Below are 15,461 nucleotides of genomic sequence, written 5' to 3'. Positions count from 1 at the left end.
TTCCCCTCAGAGGCTCGGCATCCCCGCCGGGCCTTCTTCTTTTCAGGACAACTTTCATGACCAAGACCACCACCCGGCCGCTGGCCGAACTGCAAGCGGACTTCGTTCGCGTCGGCGCTCTGCTGAAACAGGCCCGCGAGGACGCTGAAACCCTGCGCCGCCTGTCGATGGCGGAAGCCCAGGCCGAAACGCTGGCCGCCGAACTGGACGCCATCAAGCGCCAGATGGACCGCGCCTTTGCCGATGAGGACAAGGCCAAAGAGGACGCCTTCATTGCAGGCATCAAGGACGTTCGGATCACCGAAGGCGATCAGCGGGACAATCTGATCCGCCGCACCTTCACCGTCGCCGTTACCCGCACAGGGAATGACGGGCTGCGCGACTGGGAAACCACCGCTGAGAAGACGGGCCTGACGAGCCTTAAGCCCGAGGAATACGCTTGGCTGCTTCGCCATCCTGAGCGCATCCCGGCGTCTATTCTGGCGCTGGCCGATGATCCGCGCACCGCTTTCCAAACCTACTTCGGCGGCAAGAAGCGGGGCTATTTCCGTGGGGCGTAATCATCGCAGGGCCAAGCGCCCGGCTTACCTCCGCTATGGCGAACTGGCTGTGCCGGACATCAATAGCCGCTATGTCCGGCCGGATCACCGGGCCAGCACCTTGGATGAACTGCGGGAGCGTTGCGGCCCGCTTGGACCTCAAGCTGTCGTCGCCGCTGAATACGGGGCCGCCGTCGCTTGGGTCGCGAAGGGCTATCCTGACACCCAAGCCCTCACCACGTCCCTCGGCCGCAGGGGTGTCCTCTATGCCGCCGGGAACGCCAACAACATCATCCGCCTTGGGGAGGCCAAGCCCCTGCCGGAAGACATGACGCCCCCGCAGCGCAGTCGCTTGGCCGCTGCCGCCGCCGAAGTTGTCGCCACATATCGGCGCGCCGGTTCCCCCGGCCTGCTTAAGCACATTCACAGCACACAGCACTTCGTCCATTCCTGCGCCGTCAACGCGGCCTTGGAGGAAGCCCAGCCAGAAGGAGAATGCCAATGAGCCTGACCATGAAACAACGGGTGAAGGTCAACGCCGCCCTCGCCACCATCCACGCCCACGGCCTCGACCCCTTCGCGGTCCACCAACGCGCCGTCGCCCTGCGCCAAATCCATGAGCCGCGCCGGGCCTTTGAGATCGCCCTCAATGAGTTCGCCGCCCAGCATCCTGACGTTGGCGTCATCGTGGGCAACATCGCCCGCATCGTGGAAGCGGCCCCGGCTAACGACTTGGCCCGCTATGACCACGCCCTCAACGTCTATCGGGACACCGGGGACGACGCCGCCATTGACGCCATCGCTGAGAGCGTCCTCGCCGCAGAGATCGACCTAGCCGTTCAGGCCGGGGAACTGTCGGCGGCGGACGCCCAAGCCGCCAAGATGGACGCCGCCCGCGAACTGGCGGAACGCGGCGCGCCCCTGTCGGACGGCGCTAAGGCCGCTCTCGGCCGAGAAGGCTTTGAGTTCCCAGAGGGTCAGGCCCCAGCCCAGCAGGTCCAGCCCGCCGCCATGCGGCCAGAGGACCTTTACGCCAGCCAGACCAGCAGCCCCGGCGTCCCGGTCACAGGCATCGTGGCCCCCGGCGCTCAGGCCCGTATCGACCGCGACAGGGCGTCGGACTACTCCGCGCAGGGTCCGCACGGCAGCGCCGCGCAATCCCAGCCGCAGGCGTTCGGCTTCGCGTCCGCAGGCCCGGCCGCCGTTATCTGAGTAACGCCCGCTGGGGGGCCTTGCCGCCCCTGACGAGCGACCGCCCGGCCGAGGTCAAACCACCACCCCAGCGCCCCGCTTTCCGGCCTTCTCGGCTATCTCACGGAAGCGGGCGGGGGCGGCAAGGTGAAGCCCGGCACCCGATACAGGGCCATGCCCTCGACTAGCGGCCGCAACGGATATTCCAGACCGCCATATTGGTTCGCCACGTCCCCGGTTTCGTGGCCTGTGATTTCGTTGGACACCTCTGTGGGCACGTCCACGTCGCGGGCGTAATGCTTGAAGCTATGGCGGAAGGAATGGAACACAACGCGGTCATCGGTGACGCCGCAAACCTTGCGGAGGTAGCGGCTGAACCACTTGGACCAGTTGCCCATAAGTTCGCCCTCGGCTGTCGGGTTGATCTTATGGAAGATGCGCGCACGGCGCTCTGCCTTGGCGGCCGCCACCACCTTGAGGAAGCCCAGGGCGATTAGATCAGCATGGATGGGGACACGTCGCTCGCTCCCCTCATTCTTGACCTTCTGGCCGCGCTCTTCGTTCTCCGCGAAGCGCATAACCCAAGCAGATTTTTCGGTGTCGCCATCGCTGAAGTAGGCTTCCTCATAGACGTCATCGGGATGAAGCTGACCTAGTTCTGTTTGGCGTGCCCCTGTGTAGAGCGCGAGCAAGGGAAGCCAATAGGCCGCTTCTCCTGCGCCACCGATGGGACGAGAACCGGCCTTGTGGACTGGGCCGCTGAACAGCGCCTTTAGTTCGTCCTTGTTGAATTCGCGTCTCTTGTCCTTGGCGCGTTTCTTCTCGGGAAGCTTCTTCAATTTGGCGGGGTTCGCGGGGATCAGGTCATTGTCCACCGCGTAATTGAACAACGTCCCCAAGAACGGGATGATGACGTTTATGTTTTCCGGGGTTTTGCCTTCGTCTAGCAGCGCATCTTTGAACGCAATGACGTGCTGCTTGGTTACATCTTGGACCGCCAGCTTGCCCACGACGGCCTCGAACCGCTTAACCGTCCGCGTCAGGTCCCGCACCGTTCTCGGCTGCGGCGTCCGCTCGGCCTTCCATTTGTCCAGCACATCAGCGAGCGGGACGCGGGGGCCGCCTGATGCTGTGGGCTTGACGGCGGGAGCCGCAGCAAGTGCCGCCGCGCCTTCGCCCGTAAGGATCGCCAGCGTCGCCACCCGCATCCCCTCGGCCTCAGGCAATGAAAGGCCCACGGCATCGCCCCCGTCGAGGATAGCCTGATAGGTTTCCAGCCCTTCGCGGGCCTCAAGGTTGAAGTCTTCCAACCGCCCGGCTGCGAGATATTCCGCCCGCTTTTTCCGTAGGCCGACAAGCGCCCGCGCCGCATAGGCATCTATGTCTATGGGCTTGGCCGCCGCCTTGGCTTCGACAGCGGGGGTCCTGTCGGCTGCGGCCATAGCCGCCCGCGCCTCTGCAAACTCCCGATCCAGAGCGGCCCATAGGGCAACATGGAGCCGTTTGGCCTCAGCCGGGTCCGCCGTCCCTAGCGCTTTGGTGATTACTTCCCTGCCGTCATAGGCCGGGCGGAGGTCCTTGGGGATGATGCGGCGCGTGGTATATCGCCCGCCCTCGCGTCGAAAAAGGCCAGTCAACACGTCTGCTTTCTCCGTATCGAGTGTAGCAGACATTCGGCCCCTAACGATTGTAAGTGACTGATTTTCCAACAAACTCTTTCAGATCAAGAGCTTGTAACAGCGTGGCGGACAGAGAGGGATTCGAACCCTCGGTAGGCTTTCACCTACACACGCTTTCCAAGCGTGCGCGATCGACCACTCCGCCACCTGTCCATGTCGCCAGTCACTGCGAGGTCGCGTCACTACCTATCTGTATTGGCGGCGTCAATCCGGATTGGGCGGTTTAGGGCAGATTGGCGGTGGGTTGAGGGGTTGGGCCGCCCTCGGCGGTCGCCTGACGGATGGCGGCGGCGGCGGCGTCGATGACGACGCGCAGGCGGGGCAGCATGGGCGCATAGTCGGGCCACAGGGTGTAGATGGGGCGGTGGCCGGCGACGGCGTCAGGCATCAGGGCCGCCAGGCGGCCCGAGGCGATGTCGGCGGCGGCCAGCCATGACGGGATCAGACCGACGCCGCGCCCCGCGCGGATGGCGGACAGGGCAAGAGCCGCGCCGTCCAGCACCAGGCGCGCGGGCGGGGCCCAGACCACCTCCCTGCCCGCCTCTGTGAAACGCCACGAGGCGGGGCGGCCGTCGATGGCGGTGGCGATCAGCTCATGGTCCTGCAGATCGCTGCGGCCCGCTGGCGCACCGCGCGCGGCGATGTAGTCGGCCGAGGCGCACAGGGCCAACCGCTGCACGCCGATGCGCCGCCCGATCACCCCCGCGACATCAGGCGGGTCGCCGATGCGTATGGCCAGATCGACCTGCCCGCCGCGCAGGTCCACAGGCGTGCGGTCCAGACTGAGGTTCAGCGACAGGCGGGGATGTTGGTCGGTCAGGGCGAACAGGGCCGGGGCCACGATTTCCGCGCCCAGCAGGGGCGGCAGGGTCACGCGCACAAGACCGGCGGGTTCGCTGGCGGACAGGGCCAGCGCCTCCTCCACCGCGCGGACGGAGCCGATGGCGGTGCGGCAGACGGCGCGGTAATGCTCGCCCTCTGGCGTGATGCGGAAATGGCGGGTCGAGCGTTCGAACAGACGCACGCCGATGCGGCCCTCCAGCCGCGCCACGCCCTTGGCCACCGCCGATGCGGTCAGGCCCAGCGATCCTGCCGCCCGCGCGAAACCGCCATGGTCGCAGACGGCCAGGAACAGCCGCACATCACCGCCGGGCCCGATGTCACCCATCATCATTGCCGAAAATCCTTCGCCACAGACCGGATAAATGAGCACGACTGGCGCGCATAGTTCCGCATTATGACCCATCCGCATGGAACACAGAACCTATGCGATCATCGGCGGCGGCTCGGGCATGGGTCTGGGCGTGGCCCGGGCGCTGGTCAGGCGCGGCGATCATGTGCTGATCGGCGGGCGCACCCAGGCGCGGCTGGACGCGGCGCAGGCCGAGTTGGGCCAGGCGGCGCGCATCCGTCCGGTGGACACGACCGACCGCGACAGTCTGGCCGCCTTCTTCGCCGACGCACCTGCCCTGTCCGGCCTGTTCACGCCGGGCGCCGACTATCAGACGGGCGGGTTTCGCGAGTCGTCGCCGGAGACAGCCGAGAGCCCGTTCAGGAACAAGTTCTGGGGTCAGTACTGGGCCGTCCACGCCGCCCTGCCCGTCCTGGCGCCGAATGCGGGGGTGGTGCTGATGTCGGGCGCGGCGTCGGTCAGGCCGCTGGGCAATCCGGCATACGCCGCCTGCAACGCCGCAATCGAGGGGCTGACACGGGCGCTGGCGCAGGAACTGGGGCCGATCCGGGTCAACTGCCTGTCGCCCGGCACGGTGGACAGCGACCTGTGGCGGCGCCGCCCGGACGAGGTGCGCGGCCCGGCCTTCGACGCTTATGGCCGCCTGTCGGTCGTGGGGCGGCCCGGCCATGTCGATGAACTGGTCGAGGCGGCGCTGTTCCTGTTGGATAATGGCAATATGACCGGTGCGACCCTGTATTCAGATGGTGGCTACAGCCTGCGCTGAGGCCCGATTGCGCGGCTGTCGGGCGACTGCGACCTGATGGCGCGCGCAGGAACCGGCGGGTTTAGGACGGCTTGTTTCTCTGCACCCACAAAGGAGAAACCGATGACCGACATCAATCAAAAGCCCGATCCCAAGACCGAACACGACGACGACAAGGCAACCACAAAGCCGCCCCGCAAGCTGCGCACGAACGCCGCCGGCAAGGCGCCGTCGGCGCCCGCGACAGGCGGCCTGGGCGCGGCCGGCGCAGGCGGTCCCAAGGGGTTTGGAACAGGCAGTTAAGGCCTTCGCCTGTGCTGAGGCTCAGTAGCGCAGCAGGCGGTTCAGGAAGGCGTCGGCGCGCGGGCTGCGCACGCCGCCCTCAGCAAAGAAGGCCTTGGCGGGCGCGTCGTCCAGAATCCGCCCCTCGTCCATGAAGACCACGCGATCGGCGACACGGCGGGCGAAGCCCATCTCGTGCGTGACGCAGATCATGGTCATGCCGTCCGCGGCCAGACCGGCCATGACGTCCAGAACCTCGGCGACCATCTCGGGGTCCAGCGAGGAGGTCGGCTCGTCGAACAGCATGACCACCGGGTCCATGCACAGGGCGCGGGCGATGGCGACGCGCTGCTGCTGGCCGCCCGACAGCTGGGCGGGGCGTTTGTCGCGGTGGTCGATCAGGCCGACCCGCTCCAGATAGATCAGGCCGCGCGCCTGGGCCTCGGCCTGGGACCGGCCCAGCACCTTCACCTGGGCCAGGGTCAGGTTCTGCATGACCGTCAGGTGAGGAAACAGCTCGAAATGCTGGAACACCATGCCGACGCGGCTGCGCAGGCGGGTCAGGTCGACCTTGGGGTCGTCCAGCCGAACGCCGTCCACGGTCACCGCCCCCTGCTGAAACGCCTCCAGCCCGTTGACGGTCTTCAGCAGGGTGGACTTGCCCGAACCGGACGGGCCGCAGATGACCAGCACCTCGCCCCGCCGCACCGACAGGGCGCAGTCGTTCAGCACCTGGAAGGCGCCATACCATTTGCTGACGCCCTGAATATCGATCACGACCGGGACGTCGGCGGGGGGCTCATCGGCGGGGGCGGTCATGCGGGCAGGCTCCGGTAGCGACGCGCCAGCCGTCCGGCGGCGAGCTCAAACCCCGCGCACAGAATGAAATAGAGGACGGCGACGAACAGATAGATTTCGGCGGGATAGACCATGACGCGGTTCGAAACCTGGGTGGCGACGAACGACAGCTCGGCGACCCCGATCACATAGGCCAGCGAAGTGTCCTTGGTCAGGGCGATCCACTGGTTGACGACAGAGGGCGCCATGCGGGGCAGAACCTGAGGGGCCACGACCAGCCACAGGGTCTGGCGGCGCGACAAGCCCAGCGCAGAGGCCGCCGCCCACTGACCGCGCGGCAGGGCCTCGATCCCCGCATGTACCGTATGGGCCAGATAGGCCCCGCCGATCAGGGACAGGGCGGCAACGACCGAACCCACGCCCGGCACGTCCAGACCAAAGGCGATCGGCGCCAGGAAATAGATCCAGAAGATCAGCATCAGCACCGGAATGGCCCGGAACAGGCCCAGCCCCAGCCTTAGCACCGCCAGCCATGGCCCGCGCAGCACCGACAGCAGGACGCCGAACACCAGCCCCAGAACCCCGGATAGGGCCGCCGACAGCACCGTCAGGATCACGGTCAGGGCCGCGCCGCCCAGCGGTCCCTGCGGCCACGGTCCGACCAGGAAATAGATCAGATTGTCGGTGATGACGGAGGGGTTCATCGCGCAGCCCCCGTCGGCGGGCTCGAACGCCCCCACGCCAGCTGGCTGAACCCGCCGATCAGGGCCACCGCCCCGATGTAGAACAGGGTCGCCAGACCAAAGGCCTGAAACGCCTGGAACGTCTCGGTCTCGACCTGACGCGCGGCATAGGACAGTTCGGCCAGACCGATGGCCATGGTCAGGGACGAGTTCTTGACCACATTCATCACCTGTCCCGCCAGCGGCGCACGGGCGATGCGGACGGCCTGGGGCAGGATGATGGATATCCAGATCTGGGTCGAGGTCATGCCCAGCGCGCGGCCCGCAGCCGTCTGGCCCGGCGCCACGCTGTAGATGCCGGCGCGGAACTCCTCGGCCATGAAGGCGGCGCTGTAGAGGGACAGGCCCAAAAGGCCCGCCAGCATCTCGAACGGCGGCCATGGCGCCCCGAAGGCCTCGACGCCGATGCGGTGCGGCGCATTCAGCCACGCCATCAGACTGTCAGGCAGCAGGGCCGACACCCCGAAATACCAGAAGAACAACTGCACCAGCAGCGGCGTGTTGCGAAACGCCGACAGCCAGGCGGCGGCCAGACCCGCCACCGGCCTGGACGGCGACAGACGCAGCACGCACAGCACAAAACCCAGCACCAGAGCGATCACCGACGCCAAAGCCGACAGGCCCAGGGTCACCCCCAGGCCGTCGATCATCCAGCCGATGTAACGCGGCGCAAGAAACCCGTCGAACATCGAGAAAATCAGTGGGCGGCGACAGCCGCGCTTTCACCGATCCGGTACGAGCGCGCCAGGGGCGTGCGGGTGTCGGGACCGAACCAGCGGTCATAGATGCGCTGGGCCTGACCGCTGGCCTCCAGCTCGACCAGGGTGGTGTCGACGAAGGTCTTCAGCGCCGCCTGCCCCTTGGGAATGCCCACGCCGATCAGGTCCTGCGAGATGGAGAAGGCCGGGATTTCATAGCCCGAGGCGTCGGGCGCATTGGCCAGCACGCCGATCAGCTTGGGTCCGTCCTGGCTGATGGCCTGCACATTGCCGTTGCGAAGGGCGGTGAAGGCGAAGGGGGTGTCGTCATAAGCGACCAGAACAGCCTGCGGATATTTCTCACGCAGATTGATCTCGTTGACCGTGCCCTTGTCCACGCCGATGCGCAGGCCGTTCAGCTGGTCGGGCGAGGTCAGGGTTCCGGTCTTGGCGATGAACTGCTGGCCAGAGGCGAAATAGGGGATCGAGAAATCCACCTGTTTGGCCCGCTCCTCGGTGATGGTGAAATTGGCCAGAACCAGATCGACCTTGCCCGACGCCAGCAGGGGAATGCGGTTGGCCGGATTGGTCGGGGTGATCTCCAGCTTGACCCCCAGCTTGTCGGCCAGGGCCTGGGCATAGTCGACGTCCAGCCCCTCGATCTTGCGGGTGGTCGGATTGACCGAGCCGAAGGGCGGATTGCTGTCGAAGGTGGCGACCCGCAACACCCCGGCCTGGCGGATGGCGGCGAGACGATCCTGCGGCGCGTCATTGCGCCCGCAGGCGGCGACAGCCAGCGTCATCATCAGGGTTATGGCGGTCAGTGCCAGACGCATCGGTCATTACCTCAGGACGGGAGAAGGTCCGGGACCGATCAGCGACCGGGGCCGCAGGGTCAACCGCAGAAAAACTGACCCGGTTTTAGAAAAGATATTGGCCAGCACGCCTATCCGAACGTGGGGGTCCGGTACGCAGACGTGCTGGCCGCCGACGACGCGATCACGAAGCCCAGGGGCGGCGATACTGAGTTGCGACGTAGGCTTTCGAGGCGTCCAGCCAGCCTTTGGCAAACTTGCGCAGGGCAGCCGTCAGGGACAGACGGTGGAGGGCGGACGGGGCGTGTGCGTGATGCAGGGTCATGGGGAGGAACCTTGTTTCAGTCGGGGAGGACTGATCGCAATTCATCACAAACCCGGACCTTCCGCCAACGAATGGATCGACGCAGATGATAAGCTGTGATTATCATCTGCCATGCGCCCGCTTCCGCCCCTCGCCGCCGTCCGCGTGTTCGAAGCCGCCGCCCGGCATGAGAACTTCACCACAGCGGCTAATGAACTGGGCATGACCCAGGCGGCGGTCAGCCACCAGATCCGGCTGCTGGAGGAACGACTGGGGATGCAGTTGTTCCGGCGCGAGAAACGCCGCGTCATCCTGACCGACGCCGCGCGTCGGGCGGCGGCGGGCATCGGACGCGGACTGGACGAGATCGAGGCCGCCTTCGCCGAACTGCGGGCCGAGGATCAGGGCACCCTGACCATCTCCACCACCCAGACCTTCGCCAACGCCTGGCTGGCCTGGCGTTTGGGCAGTTTCCAGATGGATCATCCCGAAATGGCCGTGCGCCTGCTGGTCAACAACAGCCTGTCGGACTTTGCCTCAGAGGGTCTGGATGTCGCCATCCGCTCGGGCATCGGCCCGTGGGAGGGGCTGGATGCGCACCGGCTGCTGACCCAGGACTTCACCCCCATGTGCAGCCCCGCCTTCCTGAAGCGCCACGGCGGCCATCTGACGCCCCAGGATCTGACCCGCCTACCCCTGATCAGCGCCCATGACCCGGCGTGGCGGCAATGGCTGAGCGACGCCGGCATCGACGCCCGCCCCCTGAACGTTCCGGGCGTGCGTCTGGACTCCCAGGCCAATGACGGACACGCCGCCATGGCCGGTCAGGGGGTGGCGATCCTCAGCCCCTTCTTCTGGCGCATGGACATGGCCGAAGGGCGGCTGGTGCGGCTGTTCGACCAGGTTTCGACCCTGGGCCACGCCTACTGGATCGTGTGCCAGCAGCATCGGCGCTCGGTGCCCAAGATCAAGCGGTTCCGCGACTGGCTGCTGACCGAAATGGACGGCTGATCCGCCCCGGCTGCCCGCTTTCAGTGAACCGGACGCGCCAGCTCCAGCGTGTCATAGACATGGGTGACGTCGTCGAAGCGCACGCGCGGCGGCTGGCTGCCGATATGGCCGGTGGTGAAGAAACGTCCCGTCGCGGACAGTTTCAGCGGATCATCGATCTTGTCGTTGTTCCAGCCCAGCAGCAGCAGTCCGCCCGGCTTCAGAATGCCCGCCATGGCCGTCATGGCCTGTTCCTGCGACGCGGGTGAATCCACGCCGAAGCCCAGCACCCCGTTGCAGACGATGGCGTCGAAGCGCAGGTCGTCGAAGACCTGGTCGATCTGGCACAGGTCGCCGGTCTGGTGACGGCCTGCCCGGCCCCAGCGCGCGGCCTTGGGGTCTATGTCGGTGGTCCAGACCTCGGCGCCCCACTGCTCCAGCGCCGGATAATCCTCAGCCGTATAGGCCCGGCACCCGACCCACAGGATGCGCCCGCCACGCGCCGCCAGCGCCGGAATATAGGCCGAGGCCAGCAGGCGGCGGTCGGGCAGGTCGCGGATGCGATCCGCGCCCCTCTTGCGACGCTGGAACAGGCCTTCAAACCGAACGGACAGGGCGGACAGGAGATCGGTCATCAAACAGGCCTGGTCAGGGTCGGACTAATGCGCGGGGCGCGGTCGACGGGTGGCTAGGGAACGGCTTTCGGTCAGGCGCAGACGCAGATCGTCCAGTTCTGCGGCGCGCAGGGCGGGCGCATGGGTCTGGGCGACGAAGGCCTGGGCCTCACGCGCCATGTCTGCCCGTTCGGCGTCATGGCGGACAAGATGCTGCATGGCCGCAGCCAGCCCGTCGGCCTCGGGCGGATCGACATAGATGGCGTGCGGGCCGCTGGCCTCGCGCAAGCCCCCTCGCCCTGACGAGATCAGGGCCGCGCCCGCCGCATGGGCCTCCAGCGCGGTCAGGCCCAGGGCTTCGGCGACGCGCGAGGGCACGACGGCGATGGCGGCGCGGCGGGCCACGGTGATGACCTGATCAGGCGACGCGGACCTGTGGATTTCAACCCGGTCGCCGAACCGGTCCAGTGCGCGCAGGTGCGGCTCGGCCCAGTCCCTGTTCCGCTCCCACTCGCCCAGCATCAAGGCGCCGCGCCAGTCGGGCGCCTGGTCCAGCGTCTCGGCCAGGGCCGCGCAGAAGGAATCGACCCCCTTCTCCTCCAGCGTGCGGCCGGAGAAGAAGATCAGGTTTTCGCGCTTGCCCGCATCCCCGCGCCAGACCTCGACGTCGATGGGATTGCAGATCACCACGGCGGCGGCGCCGAACCCCGGATAGTCGCGCAGGAACTCTTCGCGCGCCGCCTTGCTGACGAAGATCAGCCGATCGAACGCCTTCAGCCGCGCATGATAGCGCCAGCGGTCGATCAGGTTGGAGGCGGGCTTGAACCGCGTGTGGCGATAAAGGACGTGCACACGCCCCGGCAGGCGCCTGGCGATGTCCGCCGCCCCGGCCAGCTGCTGGTGATATTCGATCACGTCGGGCTGGAAGGCCTCCAGCGCCGCGACCACGGCGGCGGTGTGGCCCCGCTTGCCCAGACCGGACGGCACGAACAGGGTCTGATCCGGCGCGGCGGGGTTGGCCGCCCCCTCCTCGCAGACGAAACGGATGTCGGCGCTGAAACGGCTCCAATGGTTCAGGGTCAGGGCGACCCGCTCCATCGAATTGATCTTGCCGACGTCGAACAGGCTGCCGCGCGGCAGGACGACGGCGATCTTCATGCCGCATCCGCTTGGTTGCGCCGACGCGGACCGTTCAGCCCGAACAGGCGACGCAACTTGTACTGCAGCTTGATCCGCTTCTCGGCCGGCGACCGACGCAGCCCCTTCACGTCGATGACCGTCAGCCGATCATCGCCCGACACCGTGTGCAGCCCGTCGGCGAACCCGTCCAACAGCCCCTTCGGCGTGATCCTGTGCACCAGGCTGGCGGCGAAGTCGGTCGGGGTCAGGGCGTCGATCCTCAGCAGCCGGATCGCTGCGCCATAGGTCGGGCGGCATTCCTGCACCGGCAGATAAAGGACGCCCTCATGCGCGAACGCCGTCCCGCCCGGCCGCGATTCCAGGAACCCCGTCCGGACCGGATTGCCGGGATGCGACGTCCACGGCCCCTTCAGGTCGTCGGCATAGGCGACGTGCAGTTGACGCATGGCCCGGTCGTCCGGTCCCGGCAGGGCGTGGAACATCCACCACCGCCCGTCATGCTTGACCACGGTCGCGTCGATGGCGGGCAGGTCCAGCAGGCGCTGAACCGGCGTCCAGCGATCCGGGAAACGCTCGCACCGATACAGGGTCAGGCCGCCGCTCTTGTAGCCTTCCGGCAGCATATACAGTTCGCCGCCGTCCTCGATCAGACTGGGATAGGACAGGTGGAACGGCTCGGCCAGCGCCAGCCCCTGCCCGATCAGGTCGTCGCCTCGGTACTGATAGTAATGGATTTCCCCCCGCCGCACGCGATAGTCGAAGCCCTCGACGAAGATCGTCGTCACCCCGTCGCGCTCGATCCCGAACGGGTCGGCGATGAACTGGAAACTGCGCGGGCACGGCGGCAGCCAGACGATTGCGTCCGCCGTCAGCGCCTCCGGCTCAAGCACATGGTTTATCGGTCGCCGGGCGAAGCCGACCCGCCATTCGTCATACATGGCGTGCGCTCAGCGAAGTTCCGGCAGACGCCGCATCAGGGACCGTTGCAGCCGCAGACCCCGATCCGCCGCCGTCTTGGACTTAGTGCGCCCGCAGTAGCGCAAGCCCTTGCCCCATAGCGTATGGATGGGGTCGGCCAGATGCGGATGGCGGTCGTGCTGGTGGACGATGGGACTGAAACCGCCCGTGGGATTGACCACCCTGCCCTCATGGAAGTGCAGCATATCCCCCGGCGTCATGCCGATGGTGGCGACCCGGCGATAGTTGGGCTGGACCGACGCCCGGACCAGTCCGTAGTGGATGGCCATGTTGAAGACGGCCTGATCGGCCCCGAAGGCCCCACCGATTTCTGAGCGAGGAATGGCTGCCAGCATCAGCATGGTGCGGCACAGGCGCAGCACGTCGTCGCGCGGACCGATGATGGTGCCGACGCACAGGCAGGCTTTGTCGGCCAGGCTGGCGGCGATGTCCTCGCCGAACACGGCGGTCAGATGTTTGGTGTTGAAGGCGTGGGCGCCCAGGTCGCCGCCGTCCCACTCGTTGAAGACTTCCATCTGCGCCGGACGCGGCGCGAACGGATCGCCCTGAAAGACGACGTCGCGCACGTCGGTCACAAAGACGCTGTCCGCATCGGGCCAGCGTTCGATCAGGTCGGCATAGGCGGAAAAGCGCGCCACCACCGCATGAGGCTCCCAGCCCGCAGTCGGTTCGGGATGGACGGCGACGACCTCGTGTTCTTCCAGCAGGGCCAGGACATCGTCGCGCCGGTCGACCACCAGGGCGATGGTTCCGTCGAACCACGACCGCAGCGAGCGCACGAAGGGCGCGATCACCGCCGCGTCATAGCCCGTCGCATAGCCCAGCACGAGATCGGCGCGCTCGGTCCGTTCGGGCGCGACCTTTTTCGCCGACGCCAATACGCGGGAAAGCCAGCCGAGATAGGCGGTTTTCGGCGCAACGGTCGTCATCATCGTCCTCGATCGAGTTTGCGGCTCTTGCGGCCCCTCGACTCAGATGACGCCGCCATCTGGCGCTTGCCTCACGACTTTCGCCACGGCATTAAACAAACGCAGTTCGAACAGGCTGTGCTGCGCCTGGCGACACGCGCATGGGCGTCCAGCGGAGATGAGTTCAGTTTGCCCCCGTTCGACCCGCCCCGCCTCACCACCGTCTATCTTGAGATGCGCGACGATCTGGGTCGGTTCGCGGCGTCGCGGCTGGGCGGACGCGGCGATGTCGAGGATGTCCTGCAGGAACTGTTTCTGAAGGTGTCGCGCACCCCGGCGGACGCCGAAATCCGTGATCCGCGCGCCTACCTCTATCGCCTGACCAACAATCTGTTGCTGGACCGGTGGCGCTCCAGCCGCCGTTCAGCGGCGCGCGACGGCGCCTGGCGGGTGGCCATGCACGGCGCCGAAGACGGCGACGACGTCGATGACGCCCCCTCGGCCGAGGCCGTGGTCGCGGGACGCCAGCGGCTGCAGACCCTGATGACGGCGCTGGAGCAGCTGCCTGAAAAGACCCGCACGATCTTTCGGCTGCACAAGTTCGACGGCCTCAGCTACGCCGAGGTCGCTGAAAAACAGGGCATATCCCGCAGTTCTGTCGAGAAGCACATGATGGACGCCCTGCGTATTCTGGCCGCGAGGATGCGCAAATGAGCAGACGTCTCGACACCCGCTCACCCGTCGGTGACAGTATTCTTGGAGGCGCCGCCCGCGTGGCGACGTCGTATCCATGGGTGCTGCATGGTGCAGCACAGGGATGGGCGGGCGCATGACGCAGCACAGGCAAGTCGAGGAGCAGGCGCTGACCTGGTTCGTGCGCCTGAGCGACGTCGAGGCGTCGGAGGCCGACTGGCGCGCCTTCGGCGACTGGATCGCCGTCTCGCCCGCGCACCGCACCGCCTATGACGCGCTGGAGCAGGTCTGGGTCGATCTGGACGACGCCCTGGCCGCCGAACCCGTCGCGCCCGCCGTCGTCCCCATGACCACGGTGACGCCGCTGCGGCGCGCGGCCAACGACGATGTGCGCGTGACGCGCCGTCGCGCCTGGCTGTTCCCGGTTGTCGGCATAGCGGCGGCGGCTGCCCTGACGGCGGGCCTGTGGCCCCAGTTCATGGATCGGCCCCTCACCTATCAGACCCAGGACGCGCCGCAGACCATCACGCTGGAAGACGGATCGACCGTCAAACTGAACCGCCATTCCAGCCTGCAGGTCCGTTTCAACGACGGCCGCCGCCAGGTGGCGCTGAAGGACGGCGAGGCCGCCTTCGACGTGGCGCATGACGCCGGCCGCCCCTTCACGGTCGAGGCGGACGGGCGCGAGGTCCGCGTGATCGGCACCGCCTTCAACATCGTCAGCCACAATGATGATTTCGTCATCGGCGTGGAGCGGGGCGTCGTCTCCGTCCAGCCGAAGTCGGCCAGCGCGCCCGTGCGCCTGACGGCGGGCCAGCGACTGCATCAGGTCGGCGGCGACGCCGTAGAACTGGGTGCCGTCGACGCCGACAGCGTCTCCAGCTGGAGCAGCGGCGTTCTGGTTTACCGCGACGCCTCCATCGCCGATATCAGTCGTGACCTGTCGCGCTATTTCGACAAGCCGTTTACAGTGGCCGCCTCCGCGCGAGGCCTTCGTTTCACGGGCGCCCTGCGCATTGCAGATGAAACGACCATGTTGGCTCAACTTCGCGACTTTTCTCCCGTCACCGTAGAGCGCACCCCGACCGAAGTGCGCCTGTCCGCACGCGTCCCCGGCTAGGCTGATCGCCTAGCCTTCGTCGCACATGCGTG

At 66.9% G+C, this 15,461-nt stretch carries 19 protein-coding genes, 1 tRNA gene and 1 pseudogene; 8 read left to right on the top strand and 13 right to left on the bottom strand.

From position 1 onward, the window contains the following. The first annotated feature begins 56 nt into the window (after nt 1–56). From JKF87_RS00765 to JKF87_RS00755, 3 genes are read left to right on the top strand one after another with little or no spacing between them, the layout of a single operon-like run. Nucleotides 57–560 (top strand): hypothetical protein, encoded by a 504-nt coding sequence (locus tag JKF87_RS00765; protein ID WP_201096458.1) that lies wholly within the window; start codon nt 57–59, stop codon nt 558–560. Further along, on the top strand, nt 493–1,044 hold the full coding sequence (locus JKF87_RS00760; protein ID WP_201096456.1) for a hypothetical protein: 552 nt from the start codon (nt 493–495) through the stop codon (nt 1,042–1,044). The genes JKF87_RS00765 and JKF87_RS00760 overlap by 68 nt, the downstream gene beginning before the upstream one ends. Continuing rightward, the gene (locus tag JKF87_RS00755) at nt 1,041–1,751 is read left to right on the top strand and encodes a hypothetical protein (RefSeq protein ID WP_201096452.1); all 711 of its coding nucleotides are present in this window, start codon (nt 1,041–1,043) and stop codon (nt 1,749–1,751) included. Before JKF87_RS00760 ends, JKF87_RS00755 begins: the two co-directional genes overlap by 4 nt. Nucleotides 1,752–1,846: 95 nt before the next feature. Here the strand turns inward: JKF87_RS00755 and JKF87_RS00750 are convergent, their stop codons facing one another. From JKF87_RS00750 to JKF87_RS00740, 4 genes and pseudogenes are all read right to left on the bottom strand, one after another. Further along, a complete protein-coding gene (locus tag JKF87_RS00750) occupies nt 1,847–3,172 on the bottom strand; it encodes a site-specific integrase (RefSeq protein WP_201096451.1) in 1,326 nt (441 codons plus the stop codon). 18 nt (nt 3,173–3,190) lie between these two features. Continuing rightward, nucleotides 3,191–3,403, bottom strand: a pseudogene (locus JKF87_RS18610) (DUF6538 domain-containing protein); the annotation flags it as partial. A 69-nt stretch (nt 3,404–3,472) separates the two neighbouring features. Beyond that, nucleotides 3,473–3,562, bottom strand: a tRNA-Ser gene (locus tag JKF87_RS00745). Between the two features lie 70 nt (nt 3,563–3,632). Continuing rightward, entirely contained in the window at nt 3,633–4,583 is a 951-nt protein-coding gene (locus tag JKF87_RS00740; RefSeq protein WP_201096448.1) for a LysR family transcriptional regulator, read from the bottom strand. Between the two features lie 76 nt (nt 4,584–4,659). Between JKF87_RS00740 and JKF87_RS00735 the strand changes: the two genes are divergently transcribed. Both JKF87_RS00735 and JKF87_RS00730 read left to right on the top strand, forming a co-directional pair. Further along, a complete protein-coding gene (locus tag JKF87_RS00735; protein ID WP_201096447.1) occupies nt 4,660–5,367 on the top strand; it encodes an SDR family oxidoreductase in 708 nt (235 codons plus the stop codon). A 102-nt stretch (nt 5,368–5,469) separates the two neighbouring features. Next, on the top strand, nt 5,470–5,649 hold the full coding sequence (locus tag JKF87_RS00730) for a hypothetical protein (RefSeq protein WP_201096446.1): 180 nt from the start codon (nt 5,470–5,472) through the stop codon (nt 5,647–5,649). A 21-nt stretch (nt 5,650–5,670) separates the two neighbouring features. Here the strand turns inward: JKF87_RS00730 and JKF87_RS00725 are convergent, their stop codons facing one another. The 5 genes from JKF87_RS00725 to JKF87_RS00705 all read right to left on the bottom strand — a co-directional run bounded on the left by JKF87_RS00725 (nt 5,671) and on the right by JKF87_RS00705 (nt 9,007). Continuing rightward, a complete protein-coding gene (locus tag JKF87_RS00725; protein WP_236261001.1) occupies nt 5,671–6,447 on the bottom strand; it encodes an amino acid ABC transporter ATP-binding protein in 777 nt (258 codons plus the stop codon). Further along, the gene (locus JKF87_RS00720; RefSeq protein WP_201096444.1) at nt 6,444–7,130 is read right to left on the bottom strand and encodes an amino acid ABC transporter permease; all 687 of its coding nucleotides are present in this window, start codon (nt 7,128–7,130) and stop codon (nt 6,444–6,446) included. Before JKF87_RS00720 ends, JKF87_RS00725 begins: the two co-directional genes overlap by 4 nt. Next, entirely contained in the window at nt 7,127–7,858 is a 732-nt protein-coding gene (locus tag JKF87_RS00715; RefSeq protein WP_201096442.1) for an amino acid ABC transporter permease, read from the bottom strand. Before JKF87_RS00715 ends, JKF87_RS00720 begins: the two co-directional genes overlap by 4 nt. 8 nt (nt 7,859–7,866) lie before the next feature. Continuing rightward, complete coding sequence (locus tag JKF87_RS00710; protein ID WP_201096439.1) at nt 7,867–8,703, bottom strand: ABC transporter substrate-binding protein; 837 nt, start codon at nt 8,701–8,703, stop codon at nt 7,867–7,869. Nucleotides 8,704–8,866: 163 nt separating this feature from the next. Next, nucleotides 8,867–9,007, bottom strand: coding sequence for a hypothetical protein (locus JKF87_RS00705; protein WP_201096436.1), 141 nt, complete (start codon nt 9,005–9,007; stop codon nt 8,867–8,869). A 111-nt stretch (nt 9,008–9,118) separates the two neighbouring features. Between JKF87_RS00705 and gcvA the strand changes: the two genes are divergently transcribed. Further along, entirely contained in the window at nt 9,119–9,997 is an 879-nt protein-coding gene (gene gcvA, locus JKF87_RS00700) for a transcriptional regulator GcvA (RefSeq protein WP_201096434.1), read from the top strand. 20 nt (nt 9,998–10,017) lie between these two features. On the opposite strand, the gene JKF87_RS00695 is transcribed toward gcvA, so the two are convergent. Genes JKF87_RS00695 through JKF87_RS00680 form a run of 4 tightly spaced genes read right to left on the bottom strand, consistent with a single transcriptional unit; the run spans nt 10,018 to nt 13,640 of the window. Beyond that, nucleotides 10,018–10,611: a class I SAM-dependent methyltransferase gene (locus JKF87_RS00695; protein WP_201096432.1), complete on the bottom strand. Its 594-nt coding sequence runs from the start codon at nt 10,609–10,611 to the stop codon at nt 10,018–10,020. A 24-nt stretch (nt 10,612–10,635) separates the two neighbouring features. Beyond that, a complete protein-coding gene (locus JKF87_RS00690) occupies nt 10,636–11,748 on the bottom strand; it encodes a glycosyltransferase family 4 protein (protein ID WP_201096430.1) in 1,113 nt (370 codons plus the stop codon). Continuing rightward, nucleotides 11,745–12,668, bottom strand: coding sequence for a glucosamine inositolphosphorylceramide transferase family protein (locus JKF87_RS00685; RefSeq protein ID WP_201096428.1), 924 nt, complete (start codon nt 12,666–12,668; stop codon nt 11,745–11,747). Before JKF87_RS00685 ends, JKF87_RS00690 begins: the two co-directional genes overlap by 4 nt. A gap of 9 nt (nt 12,669–12,677) precedes the next feature. Further along, nucleotides 12,678–13,640 carry a hypothetical protein gene (locus JKF87_RS00680; protein ID WP_236261000.1) on the bottom strand — a complete coding sequence of 321 codons (963 nt, stop codon included), beginning with the start codon at nt 13,638–13,640 and terminating at the stop codon, nt 12,678–12,680. A gap of 165 nt (nt 13,641–13,805) precedes the next feature. Between JKF87_RS00680 and JKF87_RS00675 the strand changes: the two genes are divergently transcribed. Continuing rightward, nucleotides 13,806–14,330 (top strand): RNA polymerase sigma factor, encoded by a 525-nt coding sequence (locus JKF87_RS00675; RefSeq protein WP_236260999.1) that lies wholly within the window; start codon nt 13,806–13,808, stop codon nt 14,328–14,330. A 115-nt stretch (nt 14,331–14,445) separates the two neighbouring features. Continuing rightward, nucleotides 14,446–15,429 (top strand): FecR family protein, encoded by a 984-nt coding sequence (locus JKF87_RS00670; RefSeq protein WP_201096426.1) that lies wholly within the window; start codon nt 14,446–14,448, stop codon nt 15,427–15,429. Nucleotides 15,430–15,461 lie beyond the last annotated feature (32 nt).

Source organism: Brevundimonas nasdae, from assembly GCF_016654005.1.
Lineage (GTDB): Bacteria > Pseudomonadota > Alphaproteobacteria > Caulobacterales > Caulobacteraceae > Brevundimonas > Brevundimonas nasdae.
Note: the sequence above shows the minus strand (reverse complement) of the source record. Positions and strands in the feature narration are given on the sequence as shown.